Here is a 20169-nt window from a genome sequence, read left to right on the forward strand (position 1 = left end):
CGGGCTATCCACTCTGTCGGCCGCAGACCGCGTGGTCGATCAGGTCGGTGGTGGCTTCGGCCTGCTGGATGAAGCGCTTCTCGTCGCCGAAGCGGGTGGTGAAGACGGCCGTTGCGGCCGAGGCCCTGCCGTCCGGGGTGACGGCGGACTCGGAGACGGTGCCGAAGGAGGTGCCGCCGTGGTGCCAGACACCCTCGGGGCAGCCCTTGGCCGGGCGCCAGGCGATGCCGAGCCCGTAGCGCGTCTTGTCGCCGCCGACCTCGTCGGGCGCCGGGACGGTGGCGCGCATCTGCGCCAGTTGCTCCGCGGGCAGCAGCCGTCCGCTCATCAGGGCGCGCAGGAACGAGTTCATGTCGTCGGTCGTGCTGATGATGGCGCCGTCCGCACCGCCCTCCACGGCGAGCGTGGTGTCGGTGAGGTCGTCGCGACCGGGGAACTGGAGGTATGCGGTGGCGGTGGGCCGGGGGATGTAGGGCGAGGTGCCGGGGGTGAGAGTGTGGCGCAGTTCCAGCGGCTCGATGACGCGCTCGTGGACTTCCTGCTCCCAGCGGTGACCGGTGGCCTTCTCGATGATCATGCCGGCCAGTACGTAGTTGGTGTTGGAATACGCCCAGCGGGTCTCGGACCCCAGGTCGTCGGCGTCCGGCAGCCAGCCGGGCTTGCGCGTCATGGCCAGCGCGACCTGTTCCTCGGGGGTGCGCACCTCGAAGCGCTGCTCGCGATAGCGCTCGGGCGTCAGCTCGGCCGGGTCGCCGAAGAGGATGTCGGTGTAGTCGACGAGCCCGCTGGTGTGCTGGAGCAGGTTGCGGATGGTGATGCGGCTGCCGTCGTTGCCGTTGCCGGTGACCACTTTGGGCAGCCACTTGTCGACGGTGTCGTCCAGGCTCACCTTGCCCTCGGCGACCAGTTGGAGGGCGACGACGGCCACGAAGGTCTTCGTGTCGCTGCCGATCCGGTAGTAGGCGTCGTACGGCACGGGCCCGCCCCGCTCCAGATCGGCGACACCCGACCTGACCGACATGTCCCGGCCGGCGGCGTCCCGCGCCCTGGCCACCAGTCCGGTGGCGCCGGTGTCCCGGACCGCGTCCGCGTCCCGCTGGAACCGGCCGAGTGAGACCCCCTCGCTGTCGGCGCCCAGGGCTCCGGCGCCGGAGCCGAGCAGGGTGGTCGCCCCGATCGCCCCGACCCCGGCCACCGCCAGCGTCACCCTCACCCATGCCGACCGACTGAACTGCTCGCGTGTCTGCGTACCCATGCGTCAGACGTTACGGATCGTCAACTCCTCGGCCCATCCAGGCAACCCGAGCGTCTGGAGTAGGGCCGACCCCCGTTCCGGGGGGCTGAGTTCCCCACCCTCGACCCGACTCTCAAAGCGGTCGCGGCAGTGGCTGTTCGGTCCAGATGATCTTGCCGTTGGTGGTGTAACGGGTTCCCCATCGCTCGGTGAGCTGGGCGACGAGGAAGAGGCCGCGCCCGCCCTCGTCCTCGTTCCTGGCGCGGCGCAGCCGGGGCGAGGTGCTGCTGCCGTCGGAGACCTCGCAGATCAGCGCCCGGTCACGGAGCGGCCGCAGCTGGACGGGGCCTGTCGCGTGCCGGATGGCGTTGGTGACGAGTTCGCCGGCGATGAGTTCGGTGCTGAAGGCCAGTTCGTCCAGGCCCCAGGCGGTCAGCTGGTCGGTGACCGCCGCGCGGGAGCGGGAGACGACCGCCGGGTCGCTGGGCAGGTCCCACTGGGCGACCTGCTCGGGCCCCATGGCTTTCGTACGGGCGACGAGCAGGGCCACGTCGTCGCTCGGGCGGATGGGGAGCAGGGCGTCGAGGACCGCCTCACAGGTGTCCTCCGGCTCGCGGTCGGCATGGGCGAGGACGGTGCGGAGCTTGTCGAGGCCGACGTCGATGTCCCGGTGCCGGTCCTCGGTCAGGCCGTCGCTGTAGAGCACGAGTTGGCTGCCTTCGGCCAGTTCCAGCTCGACGGTCTCGAAGGGCATCCCACCGAGACCGAGCGGCGGCCCCGAGGGCAGATCGACGAAGTCCACCGCTCCGTCGGGTCCGACGACCGCGGGGACGGGGTGCCCGGCGCGGGTGAGGGTGCGGCGCCGGGACACCGGATCGTAGACGGCGTACAGGCAGGTGGCGCCGACGATGCCGGCGTCCGGCTGGGCGTGCTCCACGGCCCAGCCCTCGCCCCGGTCGAGCCGTCCGACGAGGTCGTCGAGGTGGGTGAGGAGTTCGTCGGGCGCCGGGTCCAGGGCGCAGAAGTTGTGCACGGCGGTACGCAGCCGGCCCATGGTGGCGGCGGCGTGCAGTCCGTGGCCGACGACATTGCCGACGACCAGCGCGACCCGGGCGCCGGACAGCGGGATGGCGTCGAACCAGTCGCCGCCCACCCCGGCCTGGGCGGGCAGGTAGCGGTAGGCGACCTCGACGGCGTTCTGCTCGGAGCGGCCCCGGGGCAGCAGGCTGCGCTGCAGGGCGAGGGGTGAGTCCTCCAAGTACCCTCACCGTAGACCTTTTGTGATACAAGTCACAAGTTTGTGCCCAAGGATCCGGGCTCGACAAGCGTCGCGGCGACGCCGACCGCGTCGCCGCCCCGAGCCGACGGCGGGTCTACACCCGGGCCAGTTCCGCCGCGCCGAACGAGACGTTGAAGCGGTCGCACCAGATGCTGACGCTCGTGTACGCCGCGGGGTCGGTGTCGGCGGGCAGGACGTAGTTCTGGTCGCCCTTGTTCCCCTTGAGCTTGCCGAGGCTGACGTACTTCCCGTCGTCGAAGACACCCCAGCCGGCCTTGCCCTCCTTGACCGGCGCGTCGGTCAGCCATACCCGCAGATCCGGGCCGTTGCTGGTGTCGAGGTTCTCCAGCCGCAGTACGTGGGAGCCGTCGGCCAGCCGCAGCACGGTCGCCGTACCGGACGTCGTGTGCTCGTGGCTGATCAGGTCACCGCGCGCCAGCGTCCGGGGTCCGGCCGGCTCGGGTGGCGTGGATGCGGCCTTCGAGGGTTCGTCCGCGGGAGCTTCCGCCGCGGGGGCTTCTTCTGCGGGCGTCGGTGTGGCGGCCGCCGCGGGCAGGGACTCCTGCACGGTCTCGTCCTGCCACACCTTCCACGGCTGGAACCAGTACAGCCCCGCCCCGACCACGACGACCGCCACCACTACGAACCCCGCGATCATCGGCCCGCTCAACACCTTGCGCACATGCCTCACCCTGCCTTCCACAAGCCCAGAACCTCTCGCCCTCATTCAATCCGCCCGACGCCCGCACGACACCGATCAAGAGATGACGGAGGTCTTACGGCTGCGCTTGCTGGCGCCTTCCAGCAGGAGGAGTCTCGAAGGGAGAGGCCGTTCGCGGCCCGCTCCCCGCGCGGCCACGGCCTTCGAAGACTGTCCACCAGGAGGTTCACCATGGGCACTGCCGCAGCCCCCGGCTTCGACACCGAAACTCTGCGCCGGGCCATCGAAGGCCAGAGCGCGGACGCACTCCTGTCGCTGTACGCCGACGATGCCGAACTCCGCGTCGTCGACCGCAACACCCAGCCCAGCCACCCGAAGGTCATGCACGGTCGCGACCAGATCAGCGAGATGCTCAACGACGTCTACAGCCGCGACATGACCCACAAGGTCGAACAGTGCGTCGTTCAGGGCGACCACCTCGCGTACACGGAGTCGTGCCAGTACCCCGACGGCGTCAAGGTCCTCGCCAGCTCGATGGTGGAGCTGCGGAACGGCAAGATCGTCGACCACACCCTGCTCCAGGAATGGGACGACGAGGGCTAGCAAGCGCCCTGCCGAGGGCCCGGGTCACTTCTCGTCCGACCCGGGCCCTCGCCATCCCACCGGCTGCAGCACTCCCAGAAGCATCTGCACCAGTTCGTCGACGACCTCGTCGAGCGTCGCGTCGACCCAGCCCGAACTCCAGTCGTGCAGCAGGCCGTTGACGCTGCCGATGAAGGCCGCGGCGGCGACCCGGTAGTCGCGGGTCGCCGCCTCGCCGCGTTCGGCGGCGGCCTCGGCCTCGGCGCAGATGAAGTCGATCCAGCGGGAGCGGCGGGCCAGCCGCTGACGTTCGAGACGGGGACTGACGCCGATGATCTCGACGAAGGCGATACGCAGGCGCCGCGGATCGCCGGTGACATCGGCGGCGTAGGCACGGAAGGCCGCCGTGACGCGCTCCTCGATCGGCCGGCCGTCCGCCTCGGCGAGCCCGGCCAGGGCGGCTTCCTCGGCCCAGTCGTTGACCTGGAGGTGGAGCGCGGCGAGCAGGTCCTCCAAGTTGTGGAACTCCTCGTAGAACTGACGGGTCGACAGCCCGGCGGCCTCGCTCAGGGCGGCGACGGTGGTGCCGCGGTAGCCGGGGCTGTCGCCGAAGAGCTGGAGCGCTGCATCCAGAAAGCGTCGACGCCGCTCGGCCTGCCGCTCCTGGGCGGACTTGCCGCCATAACGGCCGGTCGGCGCTTTGAGCCTGCCCGTCACTGGGGCCTCCCCGGTCTCACATGTCACACAGGTGACCAATTTTGTCGCCTTCGGCATCTTGTGTAGAGCGACATCGACTCCTTACTTTCCAGTAAGTAACTCTGAACGCCTGCGTATTCAGACTCCACCTCCCGCACACCTTGTCATGCGCCCAACATTCAGGAGAAGTCATGACCGCCTTCAAAGCCCGGCACGTCGGCTCCCTCGCAGCCGCCCTCGCCCTGACCGTCGCCGGGTCGGCGGCGGCCACGGCCGAGACTCAGGACGCCTCCAAGGACAGCAACAACGCCGCCGCAGATCTGCGCGAGGTGATGTTCGTCGGCAACAACTGGGACGGCACCGCCGACGTCATCAAGCCCGGCGGCGACCTCGCGAAGATCGGCCGGATCAACGTCGTCCCGGACAAGGAGGAGCGGATCGCGGAGATCAACGCCGATCCGATCAAGTGGATCTACTTCACGGCCATCCGCAACGGCGTCGGTGAGGGCCACGACCAGTACGTCGACGACATGTACTCCACGCCGGACGGTTCGGCCATGGTGGTCTCCCGCCCCAGCTTCGCCGATGTCGTGTCGATCGACCTCGCCACCGGGAAGATCAACTGGCGCTTCCCCGTGTCCGGTTACCGTTCCGACCACATGGCGGTCTCCCCCGACGGCAAGCGCGTCGCCGTGTCGGCCTCGATCTCCAACACCGTGCACGTCCTCGACATCGCCACCGGCAAGCAGCTCGGCTCCTTCAAGACCGGCGACAAGCCGCACGAGAACGTCTTCACCGAGGACGGCAAGCACTTGTGGAACATGTCGATCGGGGACGTGAACACCGCGACCGACGCCCCGTGGCTGGACTGGACGAAGGGCGACCGGAAGATCACCGTTGTCGACGCGAACACGTACGAGCAGGTCAAGGTCATCGACATGCGCGAGCGGCTCGACGCCTTCGGCCGCAAGGACCTGTCCGACGCCGTACGTCCCGTCGCCTTCACCCCGGACGAGTCGAAGCTCTACTTCCAGGTGTCCTTCTTCAACGGCTTCGTCGAGTACGACGTGGCGAGCGACAAGATCACCCGGGTGAAGACGCTGCCCAAGAACCCGGCGACCAGCGAGGACCGTACGACCTGGGTCAACGACTCGCGCCACCACGGCATGTCGATGAGCCCCGCCGGCGACAAGCTGTGCATCGCCGGGACGATGGACGACTACGCGACCGTCGTCGACCGCTCCTCCCTCCAGGAGGGCCCGCTCGTCACCGCCTCGAAGCCCTACTGGGCCACGGTGAGCGGTGACGGCAAGTCCTGCGTGATCTCCGAGAGCGGCTCCGACCGGGTCACCGCCATCGACTTCGCCACGGGGAAGAAGACGGCGTCGGTGGAGGTCGGCGACCACCCTCAGCGTGTACGCCTGGCCAAGGTCCCGGCGGACTGGACGGGCCCGTCCGCGTAAGCGCTCCGCTGGTTGGGCAGTTCGAAGCTGCGGGTCCGTCGTGGCCTGTCGCGCCCGCGCGGCGGAGCCGCAAATTGATACAGCCCCGCGCCCCTAAGAGGCCTACGGCCTCTCTTGGGGCGCGGTACCGCACCGGACCTCAGTAGATCCGTTTAACCGGCCTTCGTTGCAGCCCAGTTCGCCAGCTCCGTCCGCGCGGCGCTCAGCAGCTCCGCGGACGGAGCCTTCGCGCCATTGGTGACCAGGGCGTAGTGCGTGCCCGAGCCGGGTGCGGTCAGGAGCAGTCGACGGCTGCCCGTCCCGCCCGGCTCGTTCGCGACCGCGATCGGGGCGGTCTTCGTGTACGAGGGCGGGGCCGCCGTCGTACCGAGGTCCGAGACCACCGTGGTGGAGGACGCCGGGAAGGACGCGGGCAGGTGCAGTTCGGTGGGAGCCGAGCTGCCGTCGGAGCGCCACACATGGAGGGCGTACTGGCCCGAGCCCACGAGTTCCTTCACCCGCGGGAGCGAGTCCGGCACCGGGTTCCACGTCAGCGTCGTCGAACCGTCACGCGAACGGTCCTCGTAGGTGAACGCGACGGTGCTGCCCGCGGTGGCGCTCGGGTAGACCCGGTCGAGGAGCCGGGCGTCCTGGCGCAGTACGGGCTTGCCGGAGTCGTCGAGGCGTACGGCGGACAGGTCCTCGTCGTTCCAGGCGTCGCCGTGAGTGAGCACCTTGTCGGGGTTGCCGTTCATCAGCTCCTTGTGGCGGCCGTTGTAGATGTCCCACTGCCACTGAGAACCGGAGAGCACCGGCCCGGACTCTGCGGGCTTGGACCACCAACTGGCGCCCGGCAGACGGGAGTCGAGGGCCTGGTACATCCCCTTGAGGACGGTCGGGGCCTTGTCGGAGACCAGCCCCGCGAGAGGATGGCCGAACTCACTGATGATCCCCGCCGTGCCGGCCGCGGAGGCACGGTCACGCACCTTGGCGAAGTCGGTGCTGTACTGGCCGTCGCCCGCCTTGCCCGGCATGAAGATGCCCGAGATCGCCTTCTGGTCGTAGAAGTGCGTGTTGAAGACGTAGTCCGGGCCGATCCTGCCCACGTCGAGGAGGCCACCCTCCTGCTTCTGGAAGTCGAGGTTGGCGTTCCAGAAGAGGTTCGGCTCCACGAAGGCGGGCTTGTCCTGCCAGCCGGCCGCGTCCATCCGGGCACGGAACTTCTCATAGAACGGCCACAGCACGTCCTTCTCCCAGTTGCGGCTGCTCTGCCCGGAGTCGTAGGTGCCCGCGTGCGGCTCGTTGTACGGGTCGAAGCCGATGACGCCCGCGAACTGGGCGTCGGTCAGGTTCTGTTCGACGTACGCCATCGTCTTCTGGGCAGTTGTGAGGAAGGCGTCCTGGAGCCCGTACTTGTTGTGCCAGAAGTCGTGGGTCGCCTGTGTCACGGCCTTGTTCTGGGTGATGTTCTGGCCCCAGAAGGGGCAGATCCCGCAGTACTCGTCCGGGTAGTTCCCGGCGTCGACGGCCCACTTGGGGGCTCCGTCGCCGGTGTACCAGCTGTCCGGGTCGAAGAGGTGGCGCGAGTAGAGGTCCTGGTGGAAGTCCGGGTACACACGGATCCCGGCGTCGAGGAAGGCGCGCATCTGGCCGGTGGCGGCGGCGAGATACTCGGCGCTGACCTTGCCGCGTTCGGGTTCGGCGTACGCCCAGGAGAGCAGGAAGCGGACCGAGTTGCCGCCGCCCAGTGCCCGGAGCGCGGTCGCGGACTTCTTGGCGTCGGCGACCGAGGCGAAGGGCAGGCCGTTGTTCTCCGCCAGTTTCGTCTCACCGGAGACGTTGTAGCCGCGGAGCACCACCTCGCGGCCGAGACCGTCGGTGAAGCGGCCGTTCTTGACCGTGAGGGTGGCCGCGGCGGGTCCGTCGAACCAGAGGTCGTCGGGCAGAGCGGTGGCGCGCTGAGCGCCCGCCGTGGTCAGCAGGCCAGTGAGCAGCAGGAACACACCGAGCACAGGCATATGCAATCGGAACATGTCCGTCATCTTTGACATGCCCATTACGTTCGCAGCGCTTCAACGGCCCCGTCAACGCCCCTGACTCCAGAGTAAGTACCCAATTTACTCGGGAGTAAGTGACCTATCCCTCAAGGTGAGTTCGCCTTCACCCGCCGACACGTCGCGTTACGTTGAGTAGGTACTCCTTCCGGTCCAGAGGGTTGTGATCGGTCCGCTTTCGCTCGGGGAGTGCGCCTCGGGCGACCGGTGCGTAGTGGTCGAAGGCGGTCTCCAGCTCACCCTCGCCTCGGGTCAACGCCGGGAGCTGCTGCTCAAGTCGGTGCACCCGGGCCGCCGGGATCCGGCCCTCCAGCACGGACGCCGTGCCCCGCGCCTGAGTCGTCTGCGGTACGGCGCGCAGCTTCGCCAGGACGGGCAGCACCGCGCCCAGCGTGTCCGCCGGAGCCTGAAGCCGGAAAGCGTGCATCGGCTCGTGCACCAGGGTGCCCGCCTGCCGCAGCGCGTCCATCAGCACCAGCGGCGTCAGTCCGCGGAAGTCCGCGCCCGTGCTCGACATGCTCTTGTCGAAGCCCTGGTGCGCATGGCTCTGCCGCGGTGAATAGCCGGAGTGCGTCATGGTGACCGCGCAGTCGATGACCTGCCAGCCGTGCGGTCCCTGGCCCAGCGTCTCCCGCACGGTGTCCTCGACAGCCTTGAAGAAGGCGTACGGCATCGACCCCAGCTCGACCTCCAGCCGGAATTCCACGCCGGAGCCGACCGGCGCCGGATCGACGCGCAGTCCGACGGTCGCGAGAAACGGGTTCGGGTCCTTGCCGTTGAACTCGACGGCCGCGCCGGTGCCGACCAGCCGCTCGATGCACAGGGGCGTCGTCTCACGGAAACCGACGTCGAGGCCGAACTCCTCGGCCAGCGTGGCCTGGATGACCTCCTTCTGCACCTCTCCGTACAGGGACACCGAGATCTCCTGCCGGATCTCGTCCTGCCGCAGGTTGATCAGCGGGTCCTGCTCAGCGAGTTGGGTGAGCGCGAGATGCAGGGCACCTTTGTCGGTCTTGTCGCGGGGCACGACGACGGTTTCCAGGGTCGGGGGCGAGAAGTAGTGCTCGTCTGTCCCTTTGCGCGGCACCCCGAGGGTGTCGCCGATGCGGATGCCGGTCAGCCCCCAGAGCCTGCCGATCCGGCCCGCGGGCACCTGATCGCCCCGCAGGTCCGACCCCTGGTCGAAGACGGTGATGCCGGTGATCTTCCCGTCCTCGCCGTCACCGAAGGTCACACGGTCGCGGGTGCGCAGCGTGCCCGAGAACATCCGCACGTACGCGATCTTTTCCCCCGCCGGCCCGCGCTCGACCTTGAAGACGGTGCCCGAGACCGGACCGTCCGCGTCCCCCTCGGCCGTGGGCAGCAACTCCCGGATCCCGCCGATGAGTTCATCGACGCCCGCGCCCGTGACGGCCGATCCGAAGAACACCGGGTGCACCAGTGACTGCCCGGTCTGCGCGGCGAGTTCGGTGAGCAGCCGGCTCTGCGAGACGGTCGCCTCGTCGTCGACGTACGCGGCCAGCAGTGCGTCGTCGTGCTCGGCGAGCAGTTCGAGCAGGCGGGGCGGGAAGCCGTCGTAGGGGGTGAAGTGGGCCTCCCTGCCGCCCAGTTCGTGGACCTCGCCCATCGGGACGATGGCCGGGGTGAGCCGCGTGGAGATGCTCTCCAGCAGGTCCGTGTAGCGCGCTCCGGAGCGGTCGGTCTTGTTCACGAAGATCAGCGTCGGAATGCGCAACCGTTGCAGCGTCCGCATGAGGACGCGGGTCTGCGCCTGTACGCCTTCCACGGCCGAGATCACCAGGACCGCGCCGTCGAGCACGCTCAGTACCCGTTCGACCTCGGCGATGAAGTCGGGGTGGCCGGGGGTGTCGAGCAGGTTGACCGTCACGTCGTCGATCGCGAAGGAGACGACGGCGGACTTGATCGTGATGCCGCGCTGCCGCTCCAGCGCGAGGGAGTCCGTCTGCGTACTGCCGTCGTCGACGCTGCCGATCTCGTCGATGACCCCGACGGTGTGCAGGAGCCGCTCGGTCAGGCTCGTCTTACCGGCGTCTACGTGGGCGAGAATTCCCAAGTTCAGCGTTTGCAACTGGCCTCATGTCCCTTGAAGTGAGAGTGATTGCTTCCCGGTTGGACATGAACGCTGCTCGCATCGCTGCTCCTTGATCTTCCTGACGGATCTTTCTGACGGCTTGCCCCCGTAGTGCAGCAGGCGGCCGTGAGCGGCGGCAACGGATTAACGCTCAACAAGGCCTGCCGCAGCACTCACCGCCCTCCTGGCGCGGCCATGAGCGGCACGCTCTGCAGTGCGGGTACTGCACACCAGGGATGGTCATGGCCGCGAGGGACCTGCTGCGGGAGAACCCGCACCCCGGCCCCGACGCGATACGGCATGCCCTGGAGGGCAATCTCTGCCGGTGCACCGGCTACCAGAACATCGTGCGCGCAGTTCTCGACGCCTCCGGGAACGGGGCCGGGCAGGAGTCCGAGCAGGAGGTACCGGCATGACCGACCAGAGCACCGAACGCGAGGTCGGCCGCGCCCGGCCCCGCAAGGAGGACGCCCGGCTGATCACCGGCCAGACCAACTGGACGGACAACATCAACGTCAGCGGGAATCGGTACTTGGCTGACCCGGGTGACCCGCGAGCTCACCCACCGCGACCCCGGACACGGCGCTGGCCGCGGTCACGGCCGCCGTACCGGACTGGCGCGGCGGCACCCGGCTCTGCGAGCTGCTGCGGGCCTTCCTCGACCGGTGGGTGCAGCGGGGCCTGGCGCGCGGGGCCGTGGTCGTCGTGCTGTCGGACGGCTGGGAGCGCGGCGATCCGGAACTGCTCGCCGCCCAGATGCACCGGCTGCACCGGCTGGCGCACCGGGTGATCTGGGCCAACCCCCGCAAGGCCCGCCCCGGTTACACACCCCTCGCCGCCGGCATGGCGGCCGCACTGCCGAGCGTGGACGCGTTCGTCGAGGGTCACAGCCTGGCCGCGCTGGAGCATCTGGCGGCTGTGGTGAGAGGAGCGGATCGTGAGGCGTGAGGCCCGCCTCACCGGTCTCGGCCGGGTCGCGGCAGTGAAAGGAGCAGGCCATGCGTGACATCCTCACGGCGCTCGGTCGCTGGTACGCCGACGGTGCGCCCTTCGGGCTCGCCACGGTCGTCGCCGTCAGCCGCAGTGCGCCCCGCGAGCCGGGCGCCGCCATGGCCGTCGGCCCCAGGGACGAGGTCCTGGGCAGTGTGTCCGGGGGGTGCGTCGAGGGCGCGGTGTTCGAGCTGGAGCAGGAGGTCGTGGCGAGCGGGCAGGCGCGCCTGGAAACCTTCGGGTACAGCGACGAGGACGCGTTCGCCGTCGGGCTCACCTGCGGCGGGGAGATCACCGTGCTCGTACGGCCTGTGACACCGACCGTCGATCCCGCCTTCGGCGCGGTCGCTCAGTCGGTGGCCGTCGGCCGCCCGGTGACCGTGGCGACCGTGGTCGACGGTCCCGCCCCGCGCGGTGCCACGCTCGCCGTCTGGCCGGACGCGGTATCCGGCTCACTCGGCGCGAGTGGCCTGGACGTGGCGGTGACCGCCGACGCGCGGGGCGAACTGGCTCTGGCCGCCACCGGGCAGCGGCACTACGGCCCGCGTGGCGAGCGGCGCGAGGACTCCGTCACCGTGTTCCTGCACTCCTTCGCGCCGCCGCCCCGGATGCTGGTCTTCGGCGCCATCGACTACGCGGCGGCAGTTGCGAGGATCGGCGCGTTCCTCGGCTACCGGGTCACCGTGTGCGACGCCCGCCCCGTCTTCGCCACCCCGAAACGCTTCCCGGAGGGCGTCGAGGTCGTCGTCGAATGGCCGCACCGCTACCTGCACACCACGGCCACCGACGAGCGCACGGTGATCTGCGTCCTCACACACGACCCCAAGTTCGACGTACCGCTGCTGGAGGAGGCCCTTCGGCGCCCCGCCGCGTACATCGGGGCGATGGGCAGCCGACGCACCCACGACGACCGCATGAAGCGCCTGTGCGAGGCCGGACTCGGCGAGCAGGAACTGTCCCGGCTGCGCTCGCCCGTCGGCCTCGACCTCGGCGCGCGTACGCCCGAGGAGGTGGCCGTGTCCGTCGCCGCCGAGATCGTCGCGCTGCGGTGGGGCGGCAGCGGCGTGCCCCTGACGGCGACCGCCGGGGAGATCCACCCACGGGACGCCATCCGTCCACGGGAAGCGCGCGAAGACTGACGAGGAGGAACCGATGATGGAACTGCACCACGAGTTCACCGTCCCTGTCCCGGTCCAGGAGGCCTGGCCGCTGCTCCTCGACATCGAGCGGGTCGCGCCGTGCATGCCGGGGGCGACGGTGGAGGAGTACGACGGGAAGACCGTGAACGGCTCGGTGAAGGTCAGGGTCGGACCGATCACCGTCACGTACCGGGGCACCGCCGTCTTCGAGGAGCAGGACGAGAGTGCGCACCGGATGGTCCTGATCGCCTCCGGCAAGGAGACCCGCGGCCAGGGCACCGCACGGGCGACCGTCACCGCCACGCTCACCGAACGCGACGGCGGCACGGCCGTCTCCGTCCGGACCGATCTGACGGTGACCGGTCGTCCGGCCCAGTTCGGGCGCGGCGTCATGGCCGAGGTGGGCGACAAGCTGGTCGGTCAGTTCGCGACGTGCCTGTCCGAGCAACTGGGGCCGGCCACCACGCCCGAGGCCGAGCCCACGCCCGCCGAGCCGATCGACCTCGTACGGACGGCCGGTCCGTCCCTCGCCAAACGCGCCGTGGCCGCGGCGGCGGCCGTCGCCGTGGTACTCGCCGTCCTGGGGCGGCTCAGGCGCCGTCGCGGGAGTCGGCGCTGAGCGCTTCGCGATGACGGGGCGGCAGCCGGTGCAGTGCCACGTCGGTCAGCCGGCCGCCGTCCGCGAGCGCGGTCATGTACGTGCAGTGCGGCTGGCGTCGGCGGTCGGTGGGTGAGCCGGGGTTGAGCAGGCGCAGGCCGGTCGGTGCCGTGGTGTCCCAGGGGATGTGGCTGTGGCCGAAGACAAGGACGTCGAGGTCGGGGAAGCGGGCAGCGCAGCGGCGTTCGCGGCCTGCAGCTGCGCCGGTTTCGTGGACGACGCCGAGGCGCAGGCCGTCCAGTTCGGCGAGGGCCACTTCGGGCAGGCGCGCCCTGAGCTCGGGGCCGTCGTTGTTGCCGTATACGCCGATCAGCCGCCGCGACCGGCTCTCCAGGAGGTCGAGGGTGGCCACGTCCACCCAGTCGCCGGCGTGGATCACGACGTCGGCGCGCGGAAGTTCGGCGAGGAGCGGTGCCGGGAGTTCCTCGGCGCGCTTGGGGAGGTGGGTGTCGGACATCAGCAGGAGGCGGAGCACGGCTGAAAGCCTAGGGCGGATCACGGCGGCGTACCGCTCAGCTCAGGGGGATCTCGCACCAGACCTGCTTGCCGCCGCTGACCGGGACCGTTCCCCAGGCCGCCGACAGGGCCTCCACCAGGAGGATGCCCCGGCCGCCGGTGGCCTCCCAGCCGATGCTGGTGGGCTTGATGGGTGTGCGGGGTGAGATGTCGGCGACCGCTACGCGGAAACGGTTGTTGATGAGGGTGAGGTCGAGGCGGACCTGGCCGTCGGTGTGGACGAGGGCGTTGGTGACCAGTTCGGAGACGACCAGGAGGATGGCGTCGGTCTGCTGGGTGACGCCCCAGGCGCGCAGGGTGCGCTTGGTGAAGCGGCGGGCGTGGCCGACGGCCTGGGGTACGCGCCACACCGTCCAGGACTCGCGCTCGGGGCGCAGCGCCATGCCGTCGTAGCGCATGAGCAGCAGGGCGACGTCGTCGGAGCGGTTGGCGTAGGTGAGCAGGGCGTCGGCCACGAGACCGAGGTGGGCCGGGTCGGAGGCCGCCATCTGGTCGGCCATGCGGCGCAGGCCGTCCTCGAGGTCGAGTTCGGCGGACTCGACCAGACCGTCCGTGGTCAGTGCCACCAGCGCGCCGGGCCGTAGCGGTATCTCGGTCATCGGGAATTCGGCCTGGGTCACGACGCCGAGCGGGGGTCCGCCCTCTGTGATCACGATCTCGGTGGTGCCGTCCGGGTGCCGCAGGACCGGGGGCAGATGTCCGGCCCGTACGCACCAAGCCGTGCCCTCCTCCATGTCGACGTCGACGTAGGCGCAGGTGGCGAAGAGGTCGGTCTCCATGTCCATGAGCAGCCGGTTGGCGTGCGAGACCACCACGTCCGGGGGGTGCCCTTCGACGGCGTACGCACGCAGGGCGGTGCGCATCTGACCCATGAGGGTCGCGGCTCCGGCGTTGTGTCCCTGGACGTCGCCGATGACGAGGGCGACATGGTTGTCGGGCAGCGGGATCACGTCGTACCAGTCGCCGCCGACCTCCAGGCCCGCGGTGGTGGGCAGGTAGCGGGCGACGGCGGCCCCGCCGGGCAGGGTGGGCAGCCGGCGCGGGAGCAGGGTGCGCTGGAGAGTGCCGACGAGTTCGTGTTCGGCGTCGAAGGCGTGGGCGCGCATCAGGGCCTGGCCCGCGAGCCCGGCGGAGGCGGTGAGCAGGGCGCGCTCGTCGGGGCCGAAGTCGTGCGGGGTGTCCCAGCCGATCAGGCAGGCTCCTGCCATGCGTCCGCCGGCCGGCAGCGGCAGGACAGCGAGGCCGCCGGGTCCGACGTCGGCGAGCGCTGGTTCCAGCGGTGTCCCGGCGGGCCAGATCGCGGCGCGGCCCTCGCGCAGGGCGGCGGCCAGGGTCGGCATGGCGCGTACGGGCGCGTCGGGCCACTCCGAGCGCCATTCGCTGCGCCACAGCTCCGGCCAGGCCTCCGGTTCGGGCGGGTCGAGGACGGTGACGACGAGCCGCTCGCCCTCCAGTTCGGCCAGCGCGATCCGGTCCGCCAGCAGCGGCTGGCGCAGGGCGGTGACGACGGCCTGGCTGACGTCGCGGACGGTGCCCGCGGTGGCGAGGGCGGCGGCGAGGCGCTGGACGCGGGCCACCTCGTTGACGCCGGACCGCAGTTTCGAGGCGTCCGCGACGGTGCCCACGAGCCGGTCCGGTTGCCCGTCGCCCGCGGGCAGCAGCAGTCCGCGCAGCCTGAGCCACTTCTGTTCCCCGGTGGGCCGGCGGATCCGGAACTCCAGCTCACGGTCGCCGATGGACATGTGGTCCGCCTCGACCACGGACATCAGCGAGGGCAGGTCCTCCGGCACGGTCATGCCCAGCAGCGTCTCGACCTTGCCGTCGAACTCCTCCCGCCCGATGCCGAACAGCTCCAGCGTCTCGTCGTCGACCTCGACCCGCCCGGTGTCCATGGCCAGGCTGAACGAGCTGTGGGGCAGCTCGTCCTCGGCTGCCATGGCCTCCTCGGGCGGGGGCCGGGACGGCTCCGGGCAGACCATGGCCTCGGCGAGCAGCCCGAGACAGCGCCGGTCCTCGGTGTCGAAGCCGCCGGGGCTGTCGGTGGCGGCGATCAGACAGCCGCCGCCGTGCGGGTCCGGGGGCAGCGGCAGGGCGGCCAGCGAGAAGTCCCCCACGGCCGTCGGCCGGGCATCGGGGCTCACGGCGACTTCCTCGGGGCCGAACCACAGCGGCTGTCCCAGGCGGTGCGACTCCGCGGCGGGCGAGCCGCCGGTCAGCGGGTAGCTGTCGCGCAGCCCGTACAGGGACCGCGGTACACCCGCCGACTCGAGCAGGGTGAGCCGGTCGTCCCTGGGCGCGTACACGGCGGCGACGACCGCGCCGCTGAAGACCAGGACCAGCTCGATGACGTTGCGTAGCCGCTCACGGGAACCGGGCTCCGCGTGAAGGGTCTTGAGGGCAAGTTCGGCACGCAGCGTTCGTGTTCTGCGTCCCGCAGCGCCGTCACTGACCACGTCCGCAATTACAGCGCGTCCGGGTCGCATGCGCAGCCCCTACGGCGGTACGTGACCGGCGGTCACTGTGGGTGCTCCCTGTGCGGGAACCCCGCACAAGAGAGAGCCTTGACCCTGGGCTGCTTCATGTCTGCCGTGGGAGGAGGTGGTCGGCGTGTCCGATCAGACGTCCGACCAGACGTCCGGGCGGCAGTCGGAGCGCCGGGCGGCGCCGGTCGGCCGGCCGCTGCTGTCGCTGACGCTGGCCGCGATCATGGACGATGTCGGCGCGCACTCCGGCGCGGTCTATCTGCTGGCGCCGGGTGAGCAGGTCCTGGAGATGGCCGTGATGGCCGGTCTGCCGCGGGCCTTCGCGGCGCCCTGGGAGCGGGTGGGGCTGAGCGCGCCGGTCCCGGTGGCGAAGGCGGTGCGCGACCGGCGGCTCGTCTGGGTCGGCGGCGAGGAGGACATGGCCCGCGACTATCCGCGGATCGCCGTGGTCCTGCCGTATCCCTTCGCGCTGGCCGCGGTGCCGGTGGCGACCGAGCGTGCCGTGTACGGGGCGATCTTCGTGACCTGGCCGGGCACGCGCCCGGCGGAACTGTCCGACCGGGAGCGTGACCATCTCACCGCGGCCTGCGGCCGGCTCGCGCTGCGCCTCGAGCGGGCCGCCGAGGAGGGCCACCCGGTGCGCCCCGAGCCGGATCTGCTCGCCCCGGCGTCGGCGGCGACCGTGGCGGGGACGCTCGGCGCGGTGGAGGCCGTGCGGATGGTGGCGCGGCTGCCGTATGGGCTGTGCGCGCTCGATCTGCACGGCCGGATCAGCTTCGCCAACGCGGCGGCGGGCGAGCTGCTCGGACTGCCGGTCAGCGCGCTGCTGGGATCGCATCTGTGGGCGTGCGTGCCATGGCTGAACGACCCGCTCTTCGAGGACCGCTACCGTGCAGCGCTGCTGGGCCAGCAGGTGACGTCGTTCGTGGCGCTGCGACCGCCGGCCGACTGGCTGTCGTTCCGGCTGTATCCCAGTACGAACGGGCTGAGCCTCAGGATCTCCCGGGCACGGTCGGCGGAGGGGACCGGCCGCACCGGGCAGCGGCCCGAGGACGGTGGCTCACGTCTGGTCACCATGGCGCACATTCTGAACCTGGCCGGCGCGCTCACCAAGGCGGTGGGCGTCCAGGACGTGGTGCAGCTGGTCGCGGACGAGATCGCGCCCGCCGTCGGAAGCCAGGCGCTGATGCTCCTGGGCTCGCAGGGCGGACGGCTGCATGTGCTGGGGCACCGCGGTTATCCGGACCCGCATGCCGTGGAGCGGTTCGACGGGATGTCGCTCACCGCGCAGTCGCCCGGGGTGCACGCGCTGTCCAGTGGGGTGCCCGCCTTCTTCGAGTCCCGTCGGCAGCTGGAGCGGCTCTATCCGGAGCAGCACCCGGCACAGGACGGCATGGAGGCCTGGGCGTATCTGCCGCTGATCGCGTCGGGCCGTCCGGTGGGGACCTGTGTCCTCGCGTACGCCGAGCCGCATCATTTCCCCGCCGACGAGCGTGCCGTGCTGACCAGCATGAGCGGGCTGATCGCGCAGGCGCTGGAGCGGGCGCGGCTGTACGACGTGAAGCACCAGCTGGCGCACGGTCTGCAGGCGGCCCTGCTGCCGCATTCGCTGCCCTCGCTGCCCGGTATCGAGGCGGCCGCCCGGTATCTGCCCGCCACCCGGGGCATGGAGATCGGCGGTGACTTCTACGACCTGGTGCCGACGCCCGGCGGGGCCGTGGCGGTCATCGGGGACGTGCAGGGCCACAACGTCACGGCGGCCGGGCTGATGGGACAGATCCGCACCGCCGTACGCGCGTACACGACCGTCGGCCAGCCGCCGGAGGAGGTCATGAGCAGCACCAACAGGCTGCTCATGGACCTGGGCAGCGAGCTCTTCGCCAGCTGCGTGTATCTGCGTCTGGACCCCGCGCACGGCCAGGCCGTGATGGCCCGGGCCGGGCATCCGCCGCCCCTGCTGAGAAGGCCCGACGGGCAGGTGCGAGTGCTCGATCTGGCCGGCGGGCCATTGCTCGGGATCGACGCGGTGGCCACGTATCCGACGACTCAGGTGTCGCTCGCGCCCGGGTCCGTACTCGCCCTCTACACCGACGGGTTGATCGAGTCCCCCGGTGCCGACATCGAGGAGGCGCTGGCCCGTCTCGCGGGGCGGCTCACCGAGATCGGCGACCAGCCGCTGGAGGAGCTGGCCGACGCGCTGGTACGGCACAGCGGGACGGAGCTGGAGCGGGTCGACGACGTGGCGCTGCTGCTTCTACGCTCCGCCTGAGACCGGTGACCAACCTGCGGGTCGGTGAGGGCTCGTCGCGCAGTTCCCCGCGCCCCGTACGCGGGGCGGTCCGGCCCCTCCTGCCCCATACGCGGGGCGGTCCGGCCCTCCCGCCGGAGAGCCGGACCGCCCCACTACGACCGCTGTGAACGTACGGCCGAAATCTGCTGTGCGTCAGCCGGTCAGGCCCGCGATCAGACCGGCTTCGTCGTCGGCATCCGCTTCTTCACCAGCACCGGCTTCCTCACCAGCACCGGCCTCTTCACCAGCGCCTGCTTCTTCACCGGCACCGGCCTCTTCACCAGCACCCGCGCCACCGGCACCGGCCTCTTCACCAGCGCCCGCGCCACCGGCACCGGCTTCCTCGCCGGCACCGGCACCGCCGTCGCCGATCGTCGCGCCGACCGCCTCCAGGGCGGTGGTGACCGGCTGGAAGAAGGTCTCGCCGCCGACGGTGCAGTCGCCGCTGCCGCCGGAGGTCAGGCCGATCGCGCTGTTCTCGTTGAACAGCGAGCCACCGCTGTCGCCGGGCTCGGCGCAGACGTCGGTCTGGATCAGACCGGTGACCGTGCCCTCGGCGTAGTTCACGGTGGCGTTGAGGGCGGTGACCGTGCCGGAGTCCTGGCCGGTGGTGCTGCCCATACGGGTGACCGGCATACCGACCTCGGCCTCCGCGGCCTGCGCGATGTCGACCTGCTCGCCGCCGAGGTTCACCGTGCTGGGCGCCTCGGTGGCCGGGTCGTCGTAGTTGACGAGCCCGAAGTCGCCCTCACCGGGGAACGTGGCCGTCTGAGCGTCGACCGTGCCGATCGGCGCACCGCCCTCCTCCTCCGACCACTCGGCGGCCGCGACAGCACAGTGACCTGCGGTCAGGAACGCGGGGTTGCCCTCGGAGTTGGTGACGTTGAAGCCCAGCGAGCAACGCGAACCGCCACCGAAGATGGCGTCGCCGCCCGCGGCGAACGTCTTGAACTCACCGGCGGACCTCTTGACGGAGGCCATGTCCGAGCCGAGCGACTTGACCGTCGACTCCACCTGCTCCCAGTTCGAGCCCTTGACCGTGCTGTCGGCGGTGACCTGGATCTTGTTGGTCCTCGGGTCGACGGACCAGGCCGTACCGGGGATGGTCGCCTCGGACTTCAAGGTCTGCTCGGCGGCCTTGAGTTCGGACATGCTGTTGTCGACTTCGCGGACGACCGCGCCCGCCTGCTCGGCCCCGACGATGACGTTGTTGTTGTCGCCCACGACGTTGATGATGAGCTGCTGCTTGTCCTTGTCGTAGTACGAGCCGGCGAACGCCTCACCGAGCAGCGCCTCCAGCTCCGAGGACAGGTCGGACGCCTGCGCGGCATTGACCGTCTTCGGGGCCGCGGCGGCATCGGTTCCTTCGTCCTGGGACGCCATCGCGTTGGGCAGTATCAGTGCCGCCGCTCCGAGCGCCGCCACGCTGCCCGCTGCTATTACGGCCTTGCGCTTTGGTGTTCGCTTGTGACTCAACTTCTTGACCTCCTGTGGGGACGGGGTCCGCGCTACCGCTAGGCAGCTGATGGCGGCGCCTGGATGCCGACTGGTACGGATGCGGCGTGTGGGGTGTTCAACTCCCTTGGCAAACTTCGCCGTTCACTCGCCCTCCGCTACCGCGAAGTAACAGCGCGTTCGCCTCAGAGAGCGGAATCCCAGCTTCAGGAAATCTGCACACCGATTACGCAGCCGGGTCACGGCCGGTGGCGAATCTGCACAGCGGTCCGGCGGCTGCCGCCTCATTGGTTCGGGAGTGCCCGTTTCGCCAGTACGCCCGCAAGGGCATCGGAGCGATCACACCGGGGATCGTGTGAAGAAGTCGCCACTGAGCCGTGCGCAGGTGTGCACGGTTGGGCTTCCGCCGGCCGCAAATGCCCTGATCACATGGGCCGTTGATTGGAAGCGCGGCGCGGCAGCGTGCTTTGATCCATCGCACCGCAGGGTCACCCCATGGTTCCCGGCAACGGGTGCCTGAGCTTGCGGACGCGGCCGACCATCTGTCCCCCAGAGGGGGCCGCTCCCCCCTTGTGAATATCAATAGGAAGGGAAGTTC

The 20169-nt window shown here is 70.3% G+C and carries 13 protein-coding genes and 3 pseudogenes; 7 read left to right on the forward strand and 9 right to left on the reverse strand.

Features of this window, described 5'->3' with window-relative positions; translation table 11 throughout:
* Positions 1 to 4: 4 nt before the first annotated feature.
* The 3 genes and pseudogenes from ABD357_RS43310 to ABD357_RS43320 all read right to left on the reverse strand — a co-directional run bounded on the left by ABD357_RS43310 (position 5) and on the right by ABD357_RS43320 (position 3171).
* Positions 5 to 1255: a serine hydrolase domain-containing protein gene (locus tag ABD357_RS43310; RefSeq protein ID WP_344397209.1), complete on the reverse strand. Its 1251-nt coding sequence runs from the start codon at positions 1253 to 1255 to the stop codon at positions 5 to 7.
* A 112-nt stretch (positions 1256 to 1367) separates the two neighbouring features.
* Positions 1368 to 2486 (reverse strand): annotated as a pseudogene (locus ABD357_RS43315) (ATP-binding SpoIIE family protein phosphatase); the annotation flags it as partial.
* Positions 2487 to 2607: 121 nt separating this feature from the next.
* On the reverse strand, positions 2608 to 3171 hold the full coding sequence (locus ABD357_RS43320; RefSeq protein ID WP_425585256.1) for a DM13 domain-containing protein: 564 nt from the start codon (positions 3169 to 3171) through the stop codon (positions 2608 to 2610).
* 234 nt (positions 3172 to 3405) lie between these two features.
* On the opposite strand from ABD357_RS43320, the gene ABD357_RS43325 reads away from it, so the two are divergent.
* Positions 3406 to 3777: a nuclear transport factor 2 family protein gene (locus ABD357_RS43325; RefSeq protein ID WP_344397214.1), complete on the forward strand. Its 372-nt coding sequence runs from the start codon at positions 3406 to 3408 to the stop codon at positions 3775 to 3777.
* Between the two features lie 24 nt (positions 3778 to 3801).
* Here ABD357_RS43325 and ABD357_RS43330 read toward each other — a convergent pair whose 3' ends face one another.
* Entirely contained in the window at positions 3802 to 4473 is a 672-nt protein-coding gene (locus ABD357_RS43330; RefSeq protein WP_344397216.1) for a TetR/AcrR family transcriptional regulator, read from the reverse strand.
* A 170-nt stretch (positions 4474 to 4643) separates the two neighbouring features.
* On the opposite strand from ABD357_RS43330, the gene ABD357_RS43335 reads away from it, so the two are divergent.
* The gene (locus ABD357_RS43335) at positions 4644 to 5915 is read left to right on the forward strand and encodes a YncE family protein (RefSeq protein ID WP_344397218.1); all 1272 of its coding nucleotides are present in this window, start codon (positions 4644 to 4646) and stop codon (positions 5913 to 5915) included.
* A 152-nt stretch (positions 5916 to 6067) separates the two neighbouring features.
* Here the strand turns inward: ABD357_RS43335 and ABD357_RS43340 are convergent, their stop codons facing one another.
* A complete protein-coding gene (locus tag ABD357_RS43340; RefSeq protein ID WP_425585244.1) occupies positions 6068 to 7945 on the reverse strand; it encodes a glycoside hydrolase family 5 protein in 1878 nt (625 codons plus the stop codon).
* A 109-nt stretch (positions 7946 to 8054) separates the two neighbouring features.
* A complete protein-coding gene (locus ABD357_RS43345; RefSeq protein ID WP_344397222.1) occupies positions 8055 to 10037 on the reverse strand; it encodes a GTP-binding protein in 1983 nt (660 codons plus the stop codon).
* Positions 10038 to 10234: 197 nt separating this feature from the next.
* Here ABD357_RS43345 and ABD357_RS43350 point away from each other — a divergent pair.
* The 4 genes and pseudogenes from ABD357_RS43350 to ABD357_RS43365 form a co-directional block, all read left to right on the forward strand.
* Positions 10235 to 10456: pseudogene (locus ABD357_RS43350) on the forward strand ((2Fe-2S)-binding protein); the annotation flags it as partial.
* A 108-nt stretch (positions 10457 to 10564) separates the two neighbouring features.
* Positions 10565 to 10988 (forward strand): annotated as a pseudogene (locus ABD357_RS43355) (VWA domain-containing protein); the annotation flags it as partial.
* Positions 10989 to 11038: 50 nt separating this feature from the next.
* Positions 11039 to 12169: an XdhC family protein gene (locus ABD357_RS43360; RefSeq protein WP_344397224.1), complete on the forward strand. Its 1131-nt coding sequence runs from the start codon at positions 11039 to 11041 to the stop codon at positions 12167 to 12169.
* A gap of 16 nt (positions 12170 to 12185) precedes the next feature.
* Positions 12186 to 12788: an SRPBCC family protein gene (locus ABD357_RS43365; RefSeq protein ID WP_344397632.1), complete on the forward strand. Its 603-nt coding sequence runs from the start codon at positions 12186 to 12188 to the stop codon at positions 12786 to 12788.
* On the opposite strand, the gene ABD357_RS43370 is transcribed toward ABD357_RS43365, so the two are convergent.
* Both ABD357_RS43370 and ABD357_RS43375 read right to left on the reverse strand, forming a co-directional pair.
* Positions 12760 to 13302 (reverse strand): metallophosphoesterase family protein, encoded by a 543-nt coding sequence (locus tag ABD357_RS43370; protein WP_344397226.1) that lies wholly within the window; start codon positions 13300 to 13302, stop codon positions 12760 to 12762. The genes ABD357_RS43365 and ABD357_RS43370 overlap by 29 nt on opposite strands.
* Before the next feature lie 37 nt (positions 13303 to 13339).
* Positions 13340 to 15826 (reverse strand): SpoIIE family protein phosphatase, encoded by a 2487-nt coding sequence (locus ABD357_RS43375; RefSeq protein WP_344397228.1) that lies wholly within the window; start codon positions 15824 to 15826, stop codon positions 13340 to 13342.
* A gap of 115 nt (positions 15827 to 15941) precedes the next feature.
* On the opposite strand from ABD357_RS43375, the gene ABD357_RS43380 reads away from it, so the two are divergent.
* Positions 15942 to 18095 (forward strand): SpoIIE family protein phosphatase, encoded by a 2154-nt coding sequence (locus tag ABD357_RS43380; protein ID WP_344397230.1) that lies wholly within the window; start codon positions 15942 to 15944, stop codon positions 18093 to 18095.
* Between the two features lie 174 nt (positions 18096 to 18269).
* Here ABD357_RS43380 and ABD357_RS43385 read toward each other — a convergent pair whose 3' ends face one another.
* Positions 18270 to 19592, reverse strand: a complete 1323-nt coding sequence (locus ABD357_RS43385; protein ID WP_344397232.1) for a S1 family peptidase — start codon at positions 19590 to 19592, stop codon at positions 18270 to 18272.
* Positions 19593 to 20169 lie beyond the last annotated feature (577 nt).

Origin of the sequence: Streptomyces vastus (assembly GCF_039532825.1) — a bacterium.
Classification (GTDB): Bacteria; Actinomycetota; Actinomycetes; order Streptomycetales; family Streptomycetaceae; genus Streptomyces; species Streptomyces vastus.